At 36.6% G+C, this 17,116-nt stretch carries 15 protein-coding genes; 8 read left to right on the top strand and 7 right to left on the bottom strand.

Going from position 1 to position 17,116, the window contains the following annotated elements; translation table 11 throughout:
* Positions 1 to 3: 3 nt before the first annotated feature.
* Positions 4 to 2,049, top strand: coding sequence for an FAD-dependent oxidoreductase (locus ABDJ41_RS03545; protein WP_349784357.1), 2,046 nt, complete (start codon positions 4 to 6; stop codon positions 2,047 to 2,049).
* A gap of 76 nt (positions 2,050 to 2,125) precedes the next feature.
* Here the strand turns inward: ABDJ41_RS03545 and ABDJ41_RS03540 are convergent, their stop codons facing one another.
* The 4 genes from ABDJ41_RS03540 to ABDJ41_RS03525 form a co-directional block, all read right to left on the bottom strand.
* On the bottom strand, positions 2,126 to 2,332 hold the full coding sequence (locus ABDJ41_RS03540) for a hypothetical protein (protein ID WP_349784356.1): 207 nt from the start codon (positions 2,330 to 2,332) through the stop codon (positions 2,126 to 2,128).
* Positions 2,333 to 2,482: 150 nt separating this feature from the next.
* On the bottom strand, positions 2,483 to 3,154 hold the full coding sequence (locus ABDJ41_RS03535; protein ID WP_349784355.1) for a carbonic anhydrase: 672 nt from the start codon (positions 3,152 to 3,154) through the stop codon (positions 2,483 to 2,485).
* 7 nt (positions 3,155 to 3,161) lie between these two features.
* Positions 3,162 to 4,766: a SulP family inorganic anion transporter gene (locus tag ABDJ41_RS03530; RefSeq protein WP_349784354.1), complete on the bottom strand. Its 1,605-nt coding sequence runs from the start codon at positions 4,764 to 4,766 to the stop codon at positions 3,162 to 3,164.
* A 73-nt stretch (positions 4,767 to 4,839) separates the two neighbouring features.
* On the bottom strand, positions 4,840 to 5,178 hold the full coding sequence (locus tag ABDJ41_RS03525; RefSeq protein WP_349784353.1) for a hypothetical protein: 339 nt from the start codon (positions 5,176 to 5,178) through the stop codon (positions 4,840 to 4,842).
* 199 nt (positions 5,179 to 5,377) lie between these two features.
* On the opposite strand from ABDJ41_RS03525, the gene ABDJ41_RS03520 reads away from it, so the two are divergent.
* The 6 genes from ABDJ41_RS03520 (at position 5,378) to ABDJ41_RS03495 (ending at position 12,463) form a co-directional block, all read left to right on the top strand.
* Entirely contained in the window at positions 5,378 to 6,616 is a 1,239-nt protein-coding gene (locus ABDJ41_RS03520) for a porin (protein WP_349784352.1), read from the top strand.
* 37 nt (positions 6,617 to 6,653) lie between these two features.
* Positions 6,654 to 8,195, top strand: coding sequence for an acyl-CoA carboxylase subunit beta (locus tag ABDJ41_RS03515; RefSeq protein ID WP_349784351.1), 1,542 nt, complete (start codon positions 6,654 to 6,656; stop codon positions 8,193 to 8,195).
* A 5-nt stretch (positions 8,196 to 8,200) separates the two neighbouring features.
* Positions 8,201 to 8,620, top strand: coding sequence for a GNAT family N-acetyltransferase (locus ABDJ41_RS03510; protein WP_349784350.1), 420 nt, complete (start codon positions 8,201 to 8,203; stop codon positions 8,618 to 8,620).
* Positions 8,621 to 8,672: 52 nt separating this feature from the next.
* The gene (locus tag ABDJ41_RS03505) at positions 8,673 to 9,788 is read left to right on the top strand and encodes a M42 family metallopeptidase (RefSeq protein ID WP_349784349.1); all 1,116 of its coding nucleotides are present in this window, start codon (positions 8,673 to 8,675) and stop codon (positions 9,786 to 9,788) included.
* A gap of 127 nt (positions 9,789 to 9,915) precedes the next feature.
* Positions 9,916 to 11,463 (top strand): helicase HerA-like domain-containing protein, encoded by a 1,548-nt coding sequence (locus ABDJ41_RS03500; RefSeq protein ID WP_349784348.1) that lies wholly within the window; start codon positions 9,916 to 9,918, stop codon positions 11,461 to 11,463.
* Between the two features lie 100 nt (positions 11,464 to 11,563).
* Entirely contained in the window at positions 11,564 to 12,463 is a 900-nt protein-coding gene (locus tag ABDJ41_RS03495; RefSeq protein WP_349784347.1) for a nucleotidyltransferase family protein, read from the top strand.
* 73 nt (positions 12,464 to 12,536) lie between these two features.
* On the opposite strand, the gene dnaK is transcribed toward ABDJ41_RS03495, so the two are convergent.
* Positions 12,537 to 14,453, bottom strand: coding sequence for a molecular chaperone DnaK (gene dnaK, locus ABDJ41_RS03490; protein WP_349784346.1), 1,917 nt, complete (start codon positions 14,451 to 14,453; stop codon positions 12,537 to 12,539).
* A gap of 167 nt (positions 14,454 to 14,620) precedes the next feature.
* On the bottom strand, positions 14,621 to 15,829 hold the full coding sequence (locus ABDJ41_RS03485) for a class I SAM-dependent methyltransferase (protein ID WP_349784345.1): 1,209 nt from the start codon (positions 15,827 to 15,829) through the stop codon (positions 14,621 to 14,623).
* Positions 15,830 to 15,884: 55 nt separating this feature from the next.
* Here ABDJ41_RS03485 and ABDJ41_RS03480 point away from each other — a divergent pair, with 55 nt between their 5' ends.
* Complete coding sequence (locus ABDJ41_RS03480) at positions 15,885 to 16,439, top strand: 2'-5' RNA ligase family protein (protein WP_349784344.1); 555 nt, start codon at positions 15,885 to 15,887, stop codon at positions 16,437 to 16,439.
* A 57-nt stretch (positions 16,440 to 16,496) separates the two neighbouring features.
* Here the strand turns inward: ABDJ41_RS03480 and rplQ are convergent, their stop codons facing one another.
* The gene (gene rplQ, locus ABDJ41_RS03475; protein WP_349784343.1) at positions 16,497 to 17,048 is read right to left on the bottom strand and encodes a 50S ribosomal protein L17; all 552 of its coding nucleotides are present in this window, start codon (positions 17,046 to 17,048) and stop codon (positions 16,497 to 16,499) included.
* Between the last annotated feature and the right edge of the window lie 68 nt (positions 17,049 to 17,116).

Below are 17,116 nucleotides of genomic sequence, written 5' to 3'. Positions count from 1 at the left end.
TTAATGAAAAAAATTAATATTCTATTGTTTGCTGCTGGTATAGTACTATTGCAGTTAAACGCTGTTGCTAAAGAAATAAAGCCTGTAGATGTTTGTATCTATGGCGGAAGTTCGGCTGGGATTATTGCAGCATATACTGCTAAGAAAATGGGAAAAACTGTTATTGTTATTGAACCAGGTAATTACCTTGGAGGATTAACAACAGGTGGATTGGGAGCAACAGACATCGGTAACAAGTATGCCATCACGGGCTTAGCTAAAGATTTTTACAGAAGACTAGGTCAACATTACGGAAAGTTTGAACAATGGGTTTTTGAACCCCATGTTGCTGATAAGGTATATGCTGATATGATTAAAGAAGCAAAGCTAGACATTGTTAAAAACCATAGATTAATTGGTGTAAAAAAACAAGATGGTTATATCACCGAAATAAGTTTGGAGAGGTCTGACAATCCAAATGCTGCGACGAATAAAACTGTTAAAGCGAAGATGTTCATTGATTGTACTTATGAGGGTGATTTAATGGCTAAAGCAGGTGTTTCTTATACTTACGGAAGAGAAGCCAATAGTACTTATGGAGAGACTTACAACGGCGTACAATTATCAGATTTTCACCAGATTCCTGATGGTATAGATCCTTATGTTATACCTGGCAAACCTGAAAGCGGGTTGCTATTTGGCGTTGGCAAAGGCACTTTAGCACCGACTGGCTCTGGCGATAAGTTAATTCAGGCTTACAATTTCCGTTTGTGCTTAACCCAAGATAAAGGCAACCAAATTCCATTTAAAAAGCCAAAAAACTATAATCCTTCGGATTACACCTTACTGCTTCGGATAATTGAAAAAGAAGGTTGGAAAGGTGTTTTTGGAGATTTTAAATCAAAGACCAAAAATGGTATTCTGGAAATAGAAAACAAAGGTAATTTCTTGATTAAGAATATGCCAAATGGGAAGACAGACTTCAATAACTTTGGGGGATTCTCTACAGACATGATTGGAGCAAACTATGACTATCCAGAGGGAGATTATAATACGAGGAAACAAATCTGGAAAGCACATGAAGACTATACCAAAGGGATGTTATACTTTTTAGCTCATGATAAACAAGTTCCTGAATCAGTAAGAAAAGATATGCAAAGCTGGGGATTTGCCAAAGATGAGTTTAAAGATTTAGGAGGCTTTTCTAACCAATTATATGTTCGGGAAGCACGCAGAATGGTTAGCGAAGTAGTCATGACACAAAAGCATTGTGAAGGTGTTGAAGTTGTAGATGATGCTATTGGGATGGCCGCCTATGGTATGGATTCACACAATTGCCAACGTATTGTTGTAAATGGAATGGTAAAAAATGAAGGTGATGTACAAAAACGCGTGCCTAGTCCTTTTCCGATTTCTTACAGAGCTATTGTGCCAAAACAAAAAGAATGTAAAAACCTACTTGTTCCGGTTTGCTTATCGGCTTCGCATATTGCCTTTGGATCTATTCGTATGGAGCCGGTATTTATGGTAATGGGTCAGTCGGCCGCAACCGCAGCAGTAATGGCTATTGACAAGAAATTACCTGTACAACAGCTAAACGTTAAAGAAATCCAAAAACAGTTAGCTGAGGATCCACTATTGAATAAGGCTGCCAAAGAAGTTCTGGTCGATAATGATGATAAAGAAAATGTAAAAACCACAGGTGACTGGAGTAATGTTAAAGGCGGATACGGCCATGGTCTGCTTATCAATAAAGGCAACACGACGACAACCAGTACTGCTAAATTTACTCCTGAGATTGAAAAAAATGGGAAGCATGAAGTGTATGTTTATATACCTAAAATTGCTGGAAGATCTAGTCAGACTATTTTCAAGGTATTTGATGGAAAGGCAGATAAATCAATCGTGTTAAAGACTGCTGATATCAAAGAACTTGGGTTAAGTTCTGGTGAATGGGTTAGTTTAGGTGTCTATAACTTAGCTAAAGGCAAGAATGCTTTTGTAGAAGTTTCTACAGCTGGTGCAGATGGGGTTGTAACCGCTGATGCGATAATTTTTAAACCAATATAAATACAACACAAAAAAGCATCCTCTTTTCATAAAAAGGGGATGCTTTTATACTTTGTAATAAAGTATCTTGCCAATCTTACATCTGACCTGTTAACTGCATATAATACACCACAGTTAACACAATTCCTAAGAATAAACCAAATACAGAAACAGCATCGACTTTTGCACCTTTATACCAATCTACAATAATAAAAAGCATGCCTAGTGGTGGAACCAAAGCCAATAAAGAATAAGCTGCCATCATGTCTTTATTCCCTGGTTTTCTATATTCTGTTTTTTCCATCTCTATGAATTTTATGGTATATTCTTAAACAATCACATTGTACTGATTATTAAAGTTCTAACAACAATAATCCTGCCTGAAAAAGCTATTAAAAGATAAGGCCTTTGACAGGCGTCAAAGGTCTTATCTTTTAATACGAAATGTTCCCTACTATTTATGAGCTTGCATTTTAAATACCGGGGAAATATCATCAGCACCTGATGCACTTACCTGTAGGTCATTAATTAATCCTGTCTCCAGACTATATGCCCAGGCATGAACAGATAAATCCTGACCTGATGCCCATGCATTTTGCACGATAGACGTACTCATAACGTTTGCAGCACCTTCTATTGCATTTAGTTCAACCAAACGGTTCGATCTTTTTACCGGATCTTTAATTGTTTGCATCTCACGCTCATGCATACGGATAACATCTTTGATATTTCTTAACCAATTGTCAATCAAACCAACCTGTTTATCACCTAGAGCAGCATTTATACCTCCGCAACCATAATGACCACAAACGATAATGTGTTTTACTTTTAATACATTAACTGAATAATCCAACACACTTAGTAAATTCATATCCGTATGTGTAACCACATTTGCAATATTACGGTGTACAAAAATATCACCAGGCATTGTATTGGTAATTTGATTGGCAGGTACACGACTGTCAGAACATCCGATCCAAAGAACGGGAGGAGCCTGACCAGCTGATAATCTTTCGAAAAACTTCGGATCTTCTTTAAGCGTCGCCGCTACCCAATCCTTGTTTCCTTGTAATAAACCGTCGTATGTTATTTTATCTGTCTCTTGTTTCTCTAATTTAGCGCACATAATATTTTTAATTATTAATTTCTTGTATAACTTCTTCGTTCTTTTTTGGGAAGGTGTATTGCTTCTTAATATTCTCTAAGACAACAATCGTTCCTTTAGTATAAGCATTATGCTTAAAATTAAAAATGGTCTCCAATACATCCGGATCGATATACTTGGAATTAGTTCCATCAATAATTACATTAGTTTCTTTAGGAATTTTATTAAGTGCAACCTGAATGGCTGCCTTGTTTAAGAAAGATACTTCTTCTGCAAGTTTTATTCTGATATTCTTCTTATCTCCCTCTTCATGTATCTTATAGAAATAAGAGTTACGCATGTTGGTACGTAACAGATAAAACACAGAGAATAGCATGCCGACAGCAACACCTTTCAACAGATCGGTAAGCAATACCGCTACAATTGTGATTACGAATGGCACAAACTGATCCCAACCTTTATGAAACATATGTTTAAATAATGCCACCCTTGTAAGTTTATAACCAGTTACTAATAGTATAGCAGCTAAACATGCCAAAGGTATCATATTTATCAGACCTGGAATAAAAAGTAAGGATAAAAGTAACCAACAGCCATGAAAAATTGCACTCATCTTAGTTCTTCCACCTGAATTCACATTTGCTGAACTACGTACAATAACTGATGTCATGGGTAAACCACCTATCAATCCACTAAAAATATTTCCTGTTCCCTGAGCCATTAACTCACGATTTGTTGGCGAAACCCTTTTTATGGGATCTATTTTATCAATAGCTTCTATACTTAAAAGTGTTTCTAAACTGGCTACCACGGCAATTGTAGCCGCAACCACCCAAACCTTACCGTCTAATATAGCTGAGAAATTAGGAGTAGTAAACAAGCCAACAAATTCAGACCAACCATTTACTACTGGTATTTCCACCATTTGTGTTGCACCAAGTGCATATGGAGTACCTTGAAAAGCTACTGCCAGTAAAATCCCTAAAATCACAACCAATAAAGGAGCTGGAATGATACTTAACTTTTTGACCTTAGGCCAAAAAATAAGTACGGCAATCGATAAAGAACTGATCACTATCGCTGCAATGCCAAAATGACTTAATGCATTTCCAATTGCTGAAAATGTATTCTGATTATCGCTTTGAAAAAAGCTCTCATCGCCAAAAAAATCTGAATCTACACCTAATGCATGTGGTAACTGCTTAAGGATTAATGTCAATCCAATAGCGGCAAGCATGCCTTCTATAACACTTGAAGGAAAATAATTTCCAATTGTCCCCCCTTTTAATAATCCTAAAATAAGCTGCATTACTCCTGCCAAAACTACAGCGAGTAAAAATACCTGGTAACTTCCTAGTTGTCCGATAGCACCTAAAACAATCGCCGTTAGTCCGGCAGCAGGTCCACTGACACTGAGTTGTGAACCACTAACACTAGCTACTATAATACCTCCAACAACACCTGTAATAAGACCAGCGAACAATGGTGCTCCTGATGCTAAAGCAATGCCTAAACATAAAGGCAAAGCCACTAGAAATACCACGATACTTGCAGGTAAATCCTTTTTTAAATTCTTTTTTAATATATACTTCTTCACTTCCAATCTTGAAAAGACTGAGTTTCCTCTTTGCATAAAACTGAATATTAATGTTTTAACTAATTTTTAAAAATTGCACAATTATCCCATTGAGGGTATTGCATTAAAATTAGCAGAGGTTAGGAGGCGGTGTAGGTACAGATGGATGAAATGGATCAAAGTACCGTTTGAAATTATCTATAAATCCACTATTTACACCAAAAAGACTAAGTACAGCTAAGAAGCTGTAATCATAATATACTTCAGTTCTAAAATCGCTAAGCTTCACCTTAGCTTTTCCAGTATCGCCATCTGAACTATGCTCTGCTTCTAGTTGCATAATTACAGAAATCATGATATCCTTATCAATCTGGTTAAAAAAAACAGGAGCACCAGAAATGATCATCTTTGCTGAAAAGATGCCAAGAAAGGTGATGACAATCAGTAAACGATATTTACTTAGGAACATTTATCTCTGTTTTTATTTTCACTGAGGGTCAAAAATAATTCCAAACTGAAAAAACGAGCAACTTTTAGTGTAATAAAAATGTAATTTAGTTATTATAAAGTCTATCTTTTAAAGAAGACAAAATCAAAATCTAGCTGATATTCATAGAATAATGATCCATTAAATGTAATTTAGCAGTTTTAAAAAAATCTGGCCAATTATGAGACGAATATTATTTTGTTTATTGCTTTCTTACCCTTTTATAACTCTTGCACAAAGCAATAATGCTCCTTCCAGCAAAGATCCACATGATATTACTATAACGGGATATCTTCAAACTCAATATCAGAGAGCACAGTCGGAAGGTATACTTTCTTATTCTGGTGGCGATTTTTCAGAAAACTCCAAAGATCGTTTCATGATCCGAAGAGGTCGATTAAAAATTGACCGTGTAGATAAATATTCAAATATCGTTTTTCAACTTGATGCTACTCAAAATGGTGTTGCCCTAATGGATGCTTTTATACAGTTGCACCACCCTGATGCTAAGGACTTCCAATTTACTGGAGGGTTATTTAACCGCCCTTTTGGATACTCAATTGTTTATTCATCAGGATATAGAGATTTCCCGGAAAGAGCGAGAGTATTCCAAACCATAATGCCTCGTGAAAGAGACCTCGGAGCAATGGTAAGTTTTGATCCTCAAAACAAAGCCCTTAGTTTTTTAACTGCAGACTTAGCGATAATTAATGGAAGTGGATATTCTTCAAGGGATTATGACTCCAAAAAGGACATTGTTGGAAACCTAGGTTTTAAATTTGATAGTCTGGCAAACAAAAAATTACATATTGGCTTTGGTGGTTCCTTCTATAAAGGTTCGGTACGCAACGATACAGAAAGCTATTATACAAATACTGCCGGCGGTTTTGTTCAGAACACAAGTCCCAATTTTGTAGGTTACAATGCCAAGCGAGATTATTTTGGTGGAAACTTACAATTACAATATGATAGTAATTTGGGTTCTACATCCTTTAAGGCGGAATATGTTGGTGGGACACAACCTGGTGTGGCGAAATCTGATAAGATTCCAGGTACACTTGCAAGTCAGAGTTTTTCTACACAACCTGCCACAGATCTTTACTTACGTGAATTTTCAGGATATTACTTATGGTTAAGTCACCAGATAGCTAAAAGCAGATTTACTGCCCTGCTTGCTTATGATTCTTATGATCCAAATACAAATGTAAAGGAGAGAGAAATCGGAGCTCCTGCTAGCAATACTACTGCTGGAGACATTAAGTTTAATACCCTAGGATATGGCATGACCTGCCAGATCAACGGAAGAATAAAGCTAACTGTTTATAATGAACATGTTGTAAATGACCGCACCCAATTAGTTGATTATTCGGATGATCTTAAAGATGATGTATTTACAATGAGGTTGCAATATCGCTGGTAAAAAGTATATTTATAAAATTTGATAAAATCATCTTTTAATGAAGAACAAAATAGAGTTATTACAAGCAAAAGTAAAACAAGCTCAAGAAGGCGGTGGAACAGCCAGAATAGAAAGTCAACATAAAAAAGGTAAGCTTACTGCAAGAGAAAGAATCCATTTTTTAATGGACGAAAACTCTTTTGAAGAAATCGGTATGATGGTTACTCATCGCAGTACAGATTTTGGTATGGAACGGGAAAAGTACCTGGGAGATGGCGTTGTTACTGGCTATGGCAATGTAAACGGTCGGTTGGTTTATGTATTTTCTCAGGATTTCACAGTTTTTGGTGGTTCTTTATCAGAAACTCATGCCGAAAAGATTTGTAAGATCATGGACATGGCCATGAAAAACGGTGCACCTGTTATTGGTTTAAATGATAGTGGTGGTGCCCGAATTCAAGAGGGTGTAGTTTCACTAGGTGGATATGCAGACATTTTTTACAGGAATGTACAGGCATCTGGAGTAATCCCTCAGTTATCAGCAATAATGGGTCCTTGTGCAGGTGGAGCTGTTTATTCTCCAGCCATCACAGATTTTATACTCATGGTTGAAAACACTTCATACATGTTTGTTACAGGCCCTAATGTGGTTAAAACGGTAACGCATGAAGAAGTTAGTTCTGAAGAACTTGGAGGTGCATCTACACATGCTACGAAATCGGGCGTTACTCATTTCGCTTGCAGCAATGAACTGGATGCCATTAACCATGTAAAAAAATTATTAAGCTATATGCCTCAGAATTGTGAGGAGATACCAGCATTGCTGCCTTATGATTCAACTGATGAAAGTCGCCCGGGATTGAATAATATCATGCCACAAAACGCTAATCAACCTTATGATGTAAGGAGCATTATTGAAGAGGTAACTGATTCTGAAAGCTTTTTAGAAGTACATAAAGATTATGCAGAGAATATAGTTGTTGGTTTTGCTCGCCTTGCCGGAAGAAGCATTGGCATTGTGGCTAATCAGCCCGCTTATCTTGCAGGTGTTTTAGATATTCATGCTTCAACAAAAGCCGCACGTTTTGTTCGTTTTTGTGATTGTTTTAATATACCATTGCTTGTTTTTGAAGATGTACCTGGTTTTTTACCTGGCACAGATCAGGAATGGAATGCTATCATTACTAACGGTGCAAAGCTTCTTTATGCGTTCAGTGAAGCTACCGTCCCACGCATCACTGTAATCACCAGAAAAGCTTATGGCGGAGCTTATGATGTGATGAATTCAAAGCATATTGGTGCTGATATGAATTATGCATGGCCAAGTGCTGAGATTGCCGTAATGGGTGCCAAGGGGGCTGCAGAAATCATCTTTAAGAAAGAAATTACCATAGCGAAAAACCCTGAGGAAAAATGGCTGGAAAAAGAGAAACTATATTCGGATACTTTTGCCAATCCATATCGTGCTGCTGAACGGGGTTTTGTGGATGAAGTAATTGAACCTGCCCAAACTCGCAATAAATTGATTAAAGCTTTTAAAATGCTTGAGAATAAGGTTGTAAATAACCCAAGAAAAAAGCACGGGAATATTCCGCTATAAGCCTAATGAACGACATTCAAATTGAACAAATAAGATATGACATCACCTGGCGCATTCGTCATGAAGTGATGTACCCGAATCTCCCTTTTGATTCAATTAAGCTTGAAGAAGATAAAAACGGGATGCACTTTGGACTATTTGCTAACGGCCAGCTCACTTCTGTTGTATCATTGTTTCACATAGACACTGTGTATCAGTTCAGAAAGTTTGCAACGATTGTTAGTGCACAAGGAAAGGGTTATGGTGCATTATTGCTAAACCATTTAATAAACTATGTTAAAACAAATGGTGCCCAAAAATTATGGTGCAATGCCAGGGTTTCAGCAACTAGTTTTTACCGTAAGTTTGGCTTTATTGAGACAAACCAACGATCTGTGAGTAATGACATAGATTTTGTCATTATGGAGTTACAACTTAATAATTAACTTGGGGCTTAGGCCTCGATTTATATATTTGCTTATAATAAAAAACTGAATAATGGCTAAAAAGAAAGACGACAAACAGACATATGTTGCTGTAGTAAATAAGAAATCTCTCCAATTTTTTGAAGAATATATCAATAATCCATCTCCAACAGGCTTTGAATATCCGGGTCAGAAATTATGGCTGGATTATTTAAAACCTTATATAGACGAGAGCTTTATAGATAATTATGGCACCGCAGTTGGTGTAATTAATCCTAAAGCTGATTTTAAAGTTGTGATTGAGGCACATGCTGATGAAATTTCCTGGTTTGTAAATTATATTACTTCAGATGGGTTGATTTATGTAATCCGTAACGGCGGTTCTGATCACCAGATTGCCCCTTCTAAAAGAGTAAATATCCATACTGATAAAGGAATGGTGAAAGCTGTATTCGGATGGCCCGCTATACATACACGTGGTGCTGGTGAAAAAGAAGAGGCTCCTGCACTAAAAAATATATTCCTGGATTGTGGCTGTACTTCGAAAGAGGAAGTTGAAAAATTAGGCATTCATGTTGGTTGTGTCATTACTTATGAAGATGAGTTCATGGTGTTAAATGATCGCTATTATGTAGGCCGTGCGCTTGATAACAGAGCTGGTGGTTTTATGATTGCAGAAGTAGCTCGCCTACTTAAAGAAAATAAGAAGAAACTTCCGTTCGGATTATACATTGTTAACTCTGTACAGGAAGAAATTGGCTTACGTGGGGCAGAAATGATTGCACACAGAATTAAGCCTGATGTGGCTATTATTACTGACGTAACTCATGATACAACTACACCAATGATTAATAAAATTACTCAAGGTGAGCTGGCTTGTGGGAAAGGCCCGGTAGTATCTTATGCTCCTGCAGTTCAGGTGAACCTGAATAAATTACTGATCGAAACGGCTGAGAAAAATAACATTCCTTTCCAGCGTCAGGCTTCATCACGTTCAACAGGAACGGACACAGATGCTTTTGCATATTCTAATGGTGGCGTGCCATCTGCATTAATCTCTCTACCATTACGTTATATGCATACTACTGTGGAAATGATTCACAAAGAAGATGTAGATAATGTAATTAGTCTAATCTATCATTCTTTATTAAATATCAAGAAGGATCATGATTTTAAATACTCAAAATAACAGATCTATCATAATAGATAATATATACCAGTAAAGAAAGGTGCATTTGAAGATAATCAAATGCACCTTTCTTTTTTTTTAACTCTGTTTTATTACTTTTATGGACCTTCAATTAAAACAACCTTCTATGAATGATCAATCAGAAAAGTTTACAGAAAAAATTAAAGCCTCTTATAAGCCTGTAGGCTCTTACATTTATTTAGGTGCAGGAATATTGGATGGACAGGTATTGGCTGACGCTGAAGTTAATTTGCCTTTACATATGATGAACAGGCATGGCTTGGTTGCAGGAGCTACTGGAACAGGTAAAACCCGTACACTACAATTACTCGCCGAACAATTATCAGATGCTGGTGTCCCCGTTTTTATGCTGGATGTAAAGGGAGATCTATCAGGTTTGAGTCAGCCAGGGTCAATAAACCCAAAAATTGAGGAAAGGGCCGGGCAACTGAACAAACAGTTCGTACCAGCAGGCTTTCCATTAGAACTTTATTCCTTATCTGGGAAACTCGGTGCACAGATGCGCGCTACTGTACTAGAATTTGGTCCTACTTTACTTGCAAAAATTCTTGACCTTAACGACACACAAACTGGTGTACTTGCGGTCATCTTCAAATATGCGGACGATAATAAAATGCCTGTTATCGACTTAAATGATCTAAAGAAGTTAGTGGCTTATCTCTCTGATGAGGAAGGAGCCGAAGAAATTAAAAGTACGTATGGTAAAATATCAACAGCCACTTCAGGAACTATCCTTAGAAAAATAGTAACAATTGAACAACAGGGGTTGAGTGGGATGTTTGGTGAAACTTCATTTGATATTGAGGATCTTTTTGAAAAGGTTGACGGTAAAGGAACAATCAGTCTTTTAAATATCTCTGATGTACAAAATCAACCTGTTTTATATTCTACATTTTTACTCAGTCTTCTGGCTGAAATATTCTATAATATGCCCGAAGCTGGTGATTTAGATAAACCGAAGTTGGTATTCTTCTTTGATGAAGCGCATTTACTGTTTAAAAACTCCTCTAAGGCATTTTTAGAACAAATTGAGACAATAATTAGGTTAATTCGATCTAAAGGCATAGGCGTGTTCTTTTGTACCCAATCGCCTTCAGACGTACCTGAAAGTGTTTTGTCTCAATTAGGTAACCGAATTCAACACGCATTAAGGGTATTCACACCAAATGATGCTGATGCCTTGAAGAAAACTGTAAATACCTATCCTCGCTCAGATTTCTATAAAATTGATCAGATATTAACTGCTTTAGGTACGGGGCAGGCTCTTGTTACTGTTTTGAATGAAAAAGGTATTCCCACAGAAGTTGCGGCAACTATGCTTACACCTCCCAGATCCATCATTGGCCCATTAACGAATGCAGAATACATTGCCCTTACTCAATCGAGTGCAATGACAAAAAAATACCAGGAAACCATTGATCCTGAAAGTGCTTATGAGATACTCACCAATCGTATAAATGAGAAACAAGCCGCTCAGGAAACTGAAGTTTCACAAGAAAAAGCACCTAAAAAAGATGAAAAGAGCCTGATTGAACAAGTTATGGGTGCAACTATAACAAGACAAATCGGTAAGGAAATTGTAAGAGGTTTATTTGGAATGTTAACAGGAAAGAAAACCCGAAGTAGCAGTGGAAAAGGTATATTTGGATTTTAACTCAAAAAACTCTCCATACCTAAACCAAAAAATGTATTTTAGCCCAAACATTAAAACTGTTCACATTGATTATTAACCTTTTCATTATTTTATTTATCGAATGAAACCCACTTTATTAATACTAGCTGCCGGAATGGCAAGCCGTTATGGCAGCATGAAACAAATTGATGGTTTTGGACCAAATGGTGAGACCATTATTGATTACTCTATCTATGATGCTATAAAAGCAGGCTTTGGCAAAGTAGTCTTCATTATTAAAGAAGAATTCCAGGATAACTTCAAAGCTATCTTTGAACCAAAATTAAAAGGTAAAATTGAAACTGAATATGTGTTTCAAAACTTCGATTTAAAACAATTTGGTATTGAAGAAGAAATATATCGCGAAAAGCCATGGGGAACTGCACATGCTATTCTTTCTGGCAGGAAAGTAATTAACGAACCATTTTGTGTAATTAATGCAGATGATTACTATGGTTTTGATGCCTTTAAAAAAATGGTAGATTTCCTAAATGATGAAGCGACAGATAGCAATTATGCTATTGTAGGTTACCAGATTGGAAAGACGCTGTCTGATTTCGGTTCTGTGTCCCGTGGTGTTTGCAAGACTAATACCGATGGCTATTTAGATGAAATTACTGAACGGACTCAAGTATATAAAAAGGGAGATACTATTGTCTATGAAGAGAATGGTGTTGAATATCCTCTAGAGTATAATACTCCTGTTTCTATGAATTTCTGGGGTTTCACTCCTGCAGTTTTCAAATTAACTGAAGAACTTTTTAAAGTTTTTGCATTAGAAAATAAAGATAAACCTAAAGCAGAATTCTTCATTCCTTTAATTGGTGAGAATCTTGTTAAAAACAACACTGCAAACTTTAAAGTGATCCCAACCTCTAATCAATGGTTTGGAGTAACTTATAAAGAAGATAAGCCTTTTGTACAAAACTGCATTGATGAGCTTGTTAAAAATGGTACTTATCCTGAAAACCTTTGGAATTAAGTTCCAATAAATTATAAAACAGAAAGCCCCTGATCAATCAGATCAGGGGCTTTCTGTTAATATTGAAGTATGATTACTTTTTATCGTCTTTTACTTCTTCAAAGTCAACATCAGTAACGTTATCACTGTTGTCAGCAGGTTGTCCTTCAGCCTGTGCATTAGCACCTGCTTCAGGTTGTGCTCCATCCTGACCAGCTTTATACATTTCTTCAGAAGCTACATTCCAAGCATTTTGTAGTGCTTCCTGAGCTGAATCAATATCAGCAAAGTTTCTTGCAGCATGTGCATCTTTCAGTTTTTGCAAACCTTCTTCAATAGGTGCTTTTTTATCTGCAGAAAGCTTATCGCCAAACTCTTTCAATTGTTTCTCAGTAGAGAAAATCAAAGCATCAGCACTATTAATTTTATCAGCTTCTTCCTTAGCAGTTTTATCCGCCTCAGCATTTTGTTCTGCTTCATCCTTCATCCTTTTGATCTCATCATCAGTTAAACCTGAAGAAGCTTCAATACGGATTTTTTGCTCTTTACCTGTAGCTTTATCTTTAGCAGAAACATGTAGTATACCATTTGCATCAATATCAAATGCTACTTCTACCTGAGGAACTCCGCGTGGAGCTGGTGGAATGCCATCCAAGATGAAACGACCAATTGTACGATTCTGAGCAGCCATAGGACGCTCTCCTTGTAAAATATGGATTTCTACCGAAGGCTGATTATCAGCAGCTGTAGAGAAAGTTTCTGCTTTCTTAGAAGGGATAGTTGTATTGGCTTCAATTAATTTAGTCATTACACCACCCATAGTTTCAATACCTAAAGAAAGTGGAGTAACATCTAATAACAATACATCTTTAACTTCTCCTGTTAATACACCACCTTGAATTGCAGCACCAATAGCTACAACTTCGTCAGGGTTAACACCTTTAGAAGGCTCTTTTCCAAAGAAAGCTTTAACAGCTTCCTGGATAGCTGGCATACGTGTCGAACCACCAACTAAGATGATCTCATCAATGTCGCTTGTTTTTAAACCTGCATTTTTCAATGCTGATTTACATGGATCAATTGTACGTTTAATTAAATCTGCAGCTAATTGCTCAAATTTAGCACGGCTTAATGTTCTTACAAGGTGCTTAGGTCCCGAAGCATCAGCAGTGATATAAGGAAGATTAATTTCAGTAGAAGTTGTACTAGATAATTCAATTTTAGCTTTTTCAGCAGCTTCTTTTAAACGTTGTAATGCCATTGGATCTTGGTGAAGGTCCATACCATTCTCATTTTTAAATTCTTCAGCTAACCACTCAATAATAATGTGATCAAAGTCATCACCACCTAAGTGAGTATCACCATCTGTAGATTTAACTTCAAAAACTCCATCACCTAATTCCAATACAGAAACGTCATGAGTACCACCACCACAGTCAAACACAACAATTTTCATGTCTTTATGTGCCTTATCTAAGCCATAAGCTAATGCAGCTGCAGTTGGCTCGTTGATGATACGTTTTACTGTTAAACCAGCAATTTCACCTGCTTCCTTAGTAGCTTGACGTTGGGCATCATTAAAATAAGCCGGAACTGTAATAACAGCTTCAGTTACTTCTTGACCTAAAAAGTCTTCAGCAGTTTTCTTCATTTTTTGCAGAACCATTGCTGAAAGTTCCTGCGGGGTATATTTACGGTCGTCAATCTCAACACGTGGTGTATTATTGTCGCCCTTAACTACTTTATAAGGTACACGGCCTGCTTCTTTTGTAACTTCAGCAAAGCTACTTCCCATAAAGCGCTTAATTGAATAAATTGTTTTAGTTGGGTTAGTTATAGCCTGACGCTTAGCCGGCTCACCAACTTTACGTTCACCATTCTCTGCAAAAGCAACAATGGATGGTGTAGTACGTTTACCCTCACTGTTGGCTATAACTACAGGTTCGTTACCTTCCATTACGGCTACGCAAGAGTTTGTTGTTCCTAAGTCTATACCAATAATTTTTGACATCTTATTTATCTCTGTTTATGTTATGAAATCTTTTATTTAAAATCTATTTAACAAGCAATGTGCCAATCAAATTTTGGCAGAAAATCACCTCTACTAAGAATAACAAATGAATTTTATGGCTGAAAGCTGTTACAAAAGTGTGACAGTATGACAGAAAGCAGCCTATTTTATGAACTTAAACCAAACAATCTTTCCAAATGATAGTAGCCTATTCCAAAATAAGCCTTCGTTTCTTCGATCTTTCTTAAAATCTCAGCTTTATACTGTGCGTCCTTCCCCTTTGTTTCTCTATCTCTAACCTTAATGCCTACCACCAAAACATTCTTAGGTGTATGTGCATCAGATATAAATTCAAAAACTTTCGTCTTATAACCAAAATACTCTAGAACCAAAGCTCTGATTCCGTCAGTTACCATTTCAGCCTGGCGTTCCAGAAAGATTCCGTATTTGGTTAAAAAGTTCAGTTCATTTTTTACCTTTCCTTTTTCCATCTCCCTTCTGATTTGCTTATGGCAACATGGGGCAACAACAATCAATTCTGCATTAGCCTGTATCCCTTTATAGATCGCATCATCAGTAGCTGTATCACAAGCATGAAGTGCAATCAGTAAGTTAATTTGATTTACATTATAAGCCTCTATAGTCCCTTCTACGAACTCAAGCTTATTAAATTCAGACTTATGAGCAATATCATTACATAACGCTACTAAATCTTCTCTAAACTCTACTCCGGTAACTTTTGCATCTAGTTTCAATACATGGTGTAAATAATCATACAAAGCAAAAGTCAGATAACCTTTACCTGAGCCCATATCTACTACATTCTTTATAGTTCCTACTGGTAATTCCTTTATTAGTGAACTTAGTATCTCAATATATTGATTGATCTGACGATATTTATCTTGTGCATTTTTAAATACTTTCCCCTCATGATCCGTAATTCTCAATGCTTCAAGATAAGGCTTTCCAGCAGGCTGGATTAATCTCTTCTTCTCTTTATCATGAGACAATGAAGGCTTCAAGTTTGATGTAACAAGCTTTTCTCTTAAAGAGATCAACTGCTTTTTACCATGTTCCAAAATAACTTCCTTTTCTGTAGTAAAAAGTGTAGCAATCTTAAAATCATTACTCACAAGATGATTGATCAAAGCAATCCCTTCAGAAATTTGAAAATTCTTAAAAATATCTCTGGTTTTATACCGATACGTAAATGAAAGCATATCTGCTCTCTTAATCTTTACCTTACGAACATATATATTTTTCAATTCCTTTTCATTTCCCTGGTAATTACCCAATGAAACTTTAAAAAAAATATTCAAGGAGATACTTTCAGTTAACTGTGCCTGAAATTGCTGTAAATGGAGTTGATTGGACATGAATTTGAATTACTTTGCAAAGATAACTTTTTGAATTTAATTGTAAATTGGCTGTATGAAGCATAACTATTTAATTGCTATACTACCCCCACCACAACTGACCCTGCTAATTGATGAGGTTAGAAAAACCTGCTCAGAAAATTTCAAAGTATATAAGGCCCTACGTCCACCCGTTCACATTACCCTACTCTTCCTCCCTAATATCGACAATGCTTCAGAAGCACAATTGATCAACAGCTTGGAGGCAGCCAGAAACTTCAAACCTTTTACACAAAAACTGGAAAACTATGATGCCTTTACTGGCAATGAAGTTGTCTTCATAAAGGCTCTTCTCAACAAAGAAATAACTAACCTATACAGAAGCATCAAAAAAACAGTAGGTACCGCTTCAAAAAACTTAAGAAGTCAGATCAGTCCACATATTACCATTGCATATAGGGATTTAAAAGACAAGTTCCCAGCAATACATGAATACTATAAAAATAAAAGATTTGAAGCCAGTTTTGAGGTCGATCATTTTACTTTGCTCAAACACGATCGTATACAGTGGAATATTCTAAAGCACTACAACTCCAGACCCGGCGATGAACAAATGCAGTTAGATTTATAAACAAAAAACCCTGACCGTTATCCGATCAGGGTTCTCATTATGATGATAAACGAATAATTATTCGCCTTTATCTTCAGTTTTTGCTTCTGATGCAGGAGCCTCTGGAGCTACCTCTTCAGCTGCAGGAGCTTCTTCAGCTACAACTTCTGCTTTCTCAGCTTTCACTGCAGGAGCATCAGATTTTTTAGCTTTGCTTCTGCCACGACGAGTAGTTTTCTTCTCTTCCGATGCAGCTTCTTTACCATAAACCTCATTGTAATCAACCAATTCGATCAATGCCATTTCAGCATTATCACCTAAACGATTGTTCAATTTGATGATTCTGGTATAACCACCTGGACGATTAGCAACTTTCGCTGCGATATCACGGAACAATTCAGTTACAACTTCTTTATCCTGCAAGTAGCTAAATACAACACGACGTGAATGCGTAGTATCAGATTTAGATTTTGTGATAATTGGCTCAACATACATACGTAAAGCTTTTGCTTTAGCTAAAGTAGTTGAAATCCTTTTATGCTTAATTAAAGATGAAGCCATGTTTGCTAACATCGCTTTACGATGTGAATCTGTTCTTCCTAAGTGGTTTACCTTTTTACCGTGTCTCATTTTTTGATTTATTCAGTGTATACCGTCTCTATTATTTCTATGCGAGGGAATTATACACTATTAACAAT

This window comes from Pedobacter sp. ASV1-7, assembly GCF_040203335.1.
Taxonomy (GTDB): domain Bacteria; phylum Bacteroidota; class Bacteroidia; order Sphingobacteriales; family Sphingobacteriaceae; genus Pedobacter.
This window is presented reverse-complemented; position numbering and strand designations above follow the sequence as displayed.

What these genes read in the sequence shown, in the direction of transcription:
- ABDJ41_RS03510 (WP_349784350.1), top strand. Translation starts at nt 8,201, where the DNA reads ATGAACGACATTCAAATTGAACAAATAAGATATGACATCACCTGGCGC.
- rplQ (WP_349784343.1), bottom strand. Translation starts at nt 17,048, where the DNA reads ATGAGACACGGTAAAAAGGTAAACCACTTAGGAAGAACAGATTCACAT.
- ABDJ41_RS03525 (WP_349784353.1), bottom strand. Translation starts at nt 5,178, where the DNA reads ATGTTCCTAAGTAAATATCGTTTACTGATTGTCATCACCTTTCTTGGC.
- ABDJ41_RS03520 (WP_349784352.1), top strand. Translation starts at nt 5,378, where the DNA reads ATGAGACGAATATTATTTTGTTTATTGCTTTCTTACCCTTTTATAACT.
- ABDJ41_RS03540 (WP_349784356.1), bottom strand. Translation starts at nt 2,332, where the DNA reads ATGGAAAAAACAGAATATAGAAAACCAGGGAATAAAGACATGATGGCA.
- ABDJ41_RS03485 (WP_349784345.1), bottom strand. Translation starts at nt 15,829, where the DNA reads ATGTCCAATCAACTCCATTTACAGCAATTTCAGGCACAGTTAACTGAA.
- ABDJ41_RS03535 (WP_349784355.1), bottom strand. Translation starts at nt 3,154, where the DNA reads ATGTGCGCTAAATTAGAGAAACAAGAGACAGATAAAATAACATACGAC.
- ABDJ41_RS03505 (WP_349784349.1), top strand. Translation starts at nt 8,673, where the DNA reads ATGGCTAAAAAGAAAGACGACAAACAGACATATGTTGCTGTAGTAAAT.
- ABDJ41_RS03530 (WP_349784354.1), bottom strand. Translation starts at nt 4,766, where the DNA reads ATGCAAAGAGGAAACTCAGTCTTTTCAAGATTGGAAGTGAAGAAGTAT.
- dnaK (WP_349784346.1), bottom strand. Translation starts at nt 14,453, where the DNA reads ATGTCAAAAATTATTGGTATAGACTTAGGAACAACAAACTCTTGCGTA.
- ABDJ41_RS03480 (WP_349784344.1), top strand. Translation starts at nt 15,885, where the DNA reads ATGAAGCATAACTATTTAATTGCTATACTACCCCCACCACAACTGACC.
- ABDJ41_RS03515 (WP_349784351.1), top strand. Translation starts at nt 6,654, where the DNA reads ATGAAGAACAAAATAGAGTTATTACAAGCAAAAGTAAAACAAGCTCAA.
- ABDJ41_RS03495 (WP_349784347.1), top strand. Translation starts at nt 11,564, where the DNA reads ATGAAACCCACTTTATTAATACTAGCTGCCGGAATGGCAAGCCGTTAT.
- ABDJ41_RS03545 (WP_349784357.1), top strand. Translation starts at nt 4, where the DNA reads ATGAAAAAAATTAATATTCTATTGTTTGCTGCTGGTATAGTACTATTG.
- ABDJ41_RS03500 (WP_349784348.1), top strand. Translation starts at nt 9,916, where the DNA reads ATGAATGATCAATCAGAAAAGTTTACAGAAAAAATTAAAGCCTCTTAT.